We start from the raw sequence: 3,764 nt of genomic DNA on the forward strand, positions 1-3,764 counted from the left end.
CGCGCCGTGGCCGAGGACCGGCGCCTCGGTGAGGGCGGCCAGGGACGGGTCGGCGTCGACGTCCACGCCGAGATGACGCAGGGCCGCGGTCATGACGACCGGCCGGGGCCGCTGACCCCCGTCGGCGATCTTCAGGGCGACGGCCGAACCGTCGGGCAGGGCGAGGGCGTAGACCCCCTCGGCGCCGTCCTTGGCGACGGCGCCCGGCAGGGCCCGCAGGAGGGCGGTGACGTCCCGGCCGGTGCCGCCGACGTACTCGGGATGGGCGTTCATCGCGGCGGCGACCCGCCCCTCCGGGCTGCCCGCGGGTGCGGTGGCGATCCGGGCGAAGGCGCGGGCGAGGCCGGTGAGGGTGAGCGCGAACAGGGGCGCGCCGCAGCCGTCCACCCCGACGGCCGTGGACTTCTCCCCCGCGAGGTCCTCCAGGGTGTCGCGCAGGGCGAGTTGGAGCGGATGGCCGGGGTCGAGGTAGTCGTCGGGCGACCAGCCGGCGGCGACGCAGGTGGCCAGCATGGCGGCGTGCTTGCCGGAGCAGTTCATGGTGATGCGGGTCGGGCCGAGTCCGGCGGCCAGGTGCGCGGGGCCCGACGCGACGCCGATGGGCAGCGCCGCGGTGCACTGCAGGTCGCTCTCGGCCAGGCCGGCGCCGGCGAGTATGCGCCGGACGCCGTCGAGGTGGAAGCCCTCGCCGGAGTGGCTCGCGCAGGCCAGCGCGAGGAGCTCCCCGTCGAGGTCGAGGCCCGCGCGGAGCATCCCGGCGCTCTGCAGCGGCTTGTTGGACGAGCGCGGGTACATGGGGGCGTCGACCGGGCCCGCGGTCAGGACGGGGCGGCCGTCCGCGCCGAGGACGACCACGGCCCCGTGGTGCACGGACTCCAGGAAGTCGCCCCGCCACACCTCGGCGAGCACGGGGTACGCCTCCCGTGCGGCGGCGCTCGGTTCCTTCGTTTCTGCGGCGGTCATGCGCGTCCCTTCGGTGGGCGGGCCGGCCCGCCGTGCGGGCCGGCCGTGCGGCTGCGAACTGTCGACACCTATCAGTTCGCAGCCACCACCTGTCAGTTCGCAGCCCGCACGCACGAAGACGTCGGCGACCGCTCACGGGGCGACGGCGCAGACGCCCCCGTGGATACCGACGGCCAAGGGCCGCCGCACGTCAAGCGACCGGTTCCACCCCGCCCAGGTTCCCCGGACGCCGCGCTGCGGACACGGACGCGGACGCCGACAGGCCGGGGACCGCGGGCGCCCGTCCCGGGACGAAGCCGTGCGCGCGGCGCGCGAGGTGCTCGGCACGGTAACGGTCCACCTTCCGGTGCCAGTTGAGGATGCCCGCCATCCAGTTGCGCAGTTCGTCGACGTAGCCGTCGAGGACCGCGCGCGCCTCGCCACCCAGCGCGAAGTCCTCGTACAGGACGGGGAACTCGTGGGCGACGACGTGCTCGAACTGCTGCATGCGCTGCGTCATCAGGTCCGCGACGATGCGCAGCGCCGTCGGGTAGTCGATGCCGAAGAAGTTCTGCACGACGAGGATCGCGTTGTGGACCTCGCCCTCGTACTCGATCTCCTTCTGGTACGAGAACACGTCGTTGACCAGCATCGCGTAGTCGACCGCCGCGTTCTCCAGCGAGCGGACCGGGCCGCTGCGGTAGACGTCGGGCGGCACGGCGGGACCGTGCCCGAGGCGGCACAGGCTCATGGTGAGGTCGGCGCCGAAGGTGGCGCGGCGCATCTCCAGGTAGTCGATGGGGTCGGGGATGCGGTTCTGGAGCTGATTGGCCACCTCCCAGACCCAGCTCTCGGTCATCACCTCGACGGAGTCCTTCAGGGTCTGCCGCTGTGCGGGGGCCATGTCACCGGTGGTGCGCGACCACAGGTCGGCGAGGCCGCGCTCCATGGCGTTGACCGGGGCGGGCACCGCCTCCCCCGCGACGGGCATGCAGTCCGACAGCCGCTGCGTGCACAGCTTGGCGGCGGCCAGGTCGCGGCGGTGGCCGAAGACCAGCGGGTAGTAGTCGTCGCCGTACGTCCCCCACGCGAGCCACTGCGCGCTGAGGTCCAGCGCCTCGGGCGTGCCGTCCGGGTCGAGGCCCGCCGAGCACAGCGCGAGGTCGGCGGCGGCGAGCCGGTCCTCGTCCCAGACGCCCTCCGAGAGGAGGCCCGTGCGGTGCGCCCAGGGGACGAGTCGCGCGCGCGAGCCGGCGAGCGCCGGGTTCAGGCGCACCTCGAACGGCATGTGGAACTCGGGGAGCCGGGAGGGCCCGACCTTCTGGTACGGGACGTGGGTGTAGGCCCGCAGCCGCTCGGCGCCGACCGCGTCGAGCAGGGCCCGCACGTCGGTGGACGTGGTGCCGAGGCCGGTGGGCCCGTGCAGGGGCGAGGCCTCCTGGACGGCTCCCTCGTTCATGTACCGGCTGGAGCGCAGATGCCATTCGTGGCCGCCGGACTGCCAGTCCTGCAGCCCGCGCGCGTACGCGGCGACGGCGGCGATCTCGTCCGGCGCGAGCCCCTTCTCCAGGACGAGCGCGGGCACCTCGGTCAGCGCGGTGTGCTCGAACTGGTGCAGGCGCGAGGTGAGGACGTCGTTGACGGCCTCCGCGGCCTCCTGGGTCGTACAGCCGAAGAAGGTCTCCAGCACGAGGACTCCGTTGGAGAGTTCGCCCTCGTCGCAGACCTCGCGCTCGTACGAGAACAGGTCGTTGCGCAGGTGCACGGCGTCGGAGAACGTCTCCATCAGGACGCGCAGCGGCCTCGACTCGGCGACGGCGGCGGGGACTTCGGCGGTGGCGTACTCGACGAGCCCGGCCGACCAGGGCGCGCCGCCGACCTTGCGCCGCATCTCGATGTACTCGACGGGGTTGGAGATCCGCCCCTCGTTGATGTTCGACAGCTCCCACATCGACTCGTTGAGCAGGTGCTCGGTCGACGCGGCGAACCGGCGGCGCCAGTCCAGGGACATGGCGGGCACGGTGCGCCGCCACAGGTCGATCAGGCCCGCCTCGACGGGGTTCTCCGGTGCGGGCACCGCCGCGTCGAGGTCCATCGGCATGAACAGGGGCAGCCGGTCGAGGTGCGCCTTGCCGCCCGCCCGGTCGTTCGTGCGCTTGTACATGTCCAGGAAGTGGTCGTCGAAGAAGAAGACCCACACGTACCAGTCGGTGACGAGGGAGAGCGCGGGGCCGTCGCAGTCGGGGTGCGTGTACGCGCAGAGCAGGCCGTAGTCGTGCGCGTCGAGATCGCCGCGGTCCCAGATGCCGCTGCCCTCCAGCATGCCCATCTCGCACGCCCACGCGGCGGAGTGCGCACGGGCCTCGTCGAGGTGGGGGTTGAGCCGCGCCGGGTACGGCATGTAGAAGCGCGGCAGCTGGAACGGCTGTGAGGACTGCTGTGTCATGAGCGCCGCCCTACCCGTGGCGTTCCCCCGCCATCCGCGGGGCCACACATGATCGTCCTATCGCGTGAACACAGGAGTGGCCGGGGCCCGCGCGGGGAAAGGGGCTCGCGTCGCCGCCGTGGCCGGTGGTACACCGGAGTCCGCCAACATCCGTTCCCCCACCATGCGTTCACCCCGCACCCATATCCCGGCGACCCGCACACGAGCCACCCGCTGTCCCGGCGACCCGCACCACAGTCGTCCGTACCCCGGCAGCCCGCACACCAGCCGCCCGTTCACCGCGAAGGACTTCCGTTGCGTATCCGTTCCCCCCGCACCGCCGCCCGCTGCCTGCTCGCGGCCGGCGCCACCGCCGCCCTCGCCCTCGGCGGGGCCG

The 3,764-nt window shown here is 73.2% G+C and carries 2 protein-coding genes; both read right to left on the reverse strand.

Annotated elements, in window-relative coordinates:
- On the reverse strand, nt 1–963 hold a 963-nt coding region (locus tag G3I40_RS01760), incomplete at its 3' end, for an asparaginase (RefSeq protein ID WP_164300363.1).
- A gap of 190 nt (nt 964–1,153) precedes the next feature.
- Nucleotides 1,154–3,388, reverse strand: a complete 2,235-nt coding sequence (gene cyc2, locus G3I40_RS01765; protein WP_164300364.1) for a germacradienol/geosmin synthase Cyc2 — start codon at nt 3,386–3,388, stop codon at nt 1,154–1,156.
- Between the last annotated feature and the right edge of the window lie 376 nt (nt 3,389–3,764).

The sequence above is a fragment of the Streptomyces sp. SID14478 genome (genome assembly GCF_010548525.1).
Classification (GTDB): Bacteria; Actinomycetota; Actinomycetes; order Streptomycetales; family Streptomycetaceae; genus Streptomyces.

Bases quoted from the DNA above. Each gene is read 5' to 3' on its own strand.
- cyc2 (WP_164300364.1), bottom strand. From the start codon at position 3,388: ATGACACAGCAGTCCTCACAGCCGTTCCAGCTGCCGCGCTTCTACATG.